Source organism: Photobacterium sp. R1, assembly GCF_054600795.1.
Map to the genome: position 1 here is coordinate 1 of NZ_BAAHZP010000801.1, position 249 is coordinate 249.

Sequence of the window (249 nt, forward strand, 5' to 3'; positions counted from 1 at the left end):
AGTTGCCGTTCAAGCTGGGGGTCTAGCAGCGTGACATTCAGCCCGACCAGGCGCACTCCCCGGTTTGCCCGGCGTTCATCCCAAGCTTTTTTGGCCGTTTTCAGCAAATCGGCTTGATTGAGGATAGGGAGCATATGTTCGTGAGTGGTGAGGTGAAAGTCGCTGAATTTATATTTCACGCCCTGGCGAGAAATTTTGTATTGCGGGCTGTAAGAGAACAGCCGCCGTTTCAGCTCAGGGTAAAGCTGT

General features: G+C 52.6%; 1 protein-coding gene. It reads right to left on the bottom strand.

Annotation, left to right across the window (positions count from 1 at the left end; genetic code table 11):
• Positions 1-249, bottom strand: a 249-nt coding sequence (locus tag ACYP03_RS27275) for a DinB/UmuC family translesion DNA polymerase (protein WP_459782842.1), incomplete at both ends; no start/stop codon positions are given.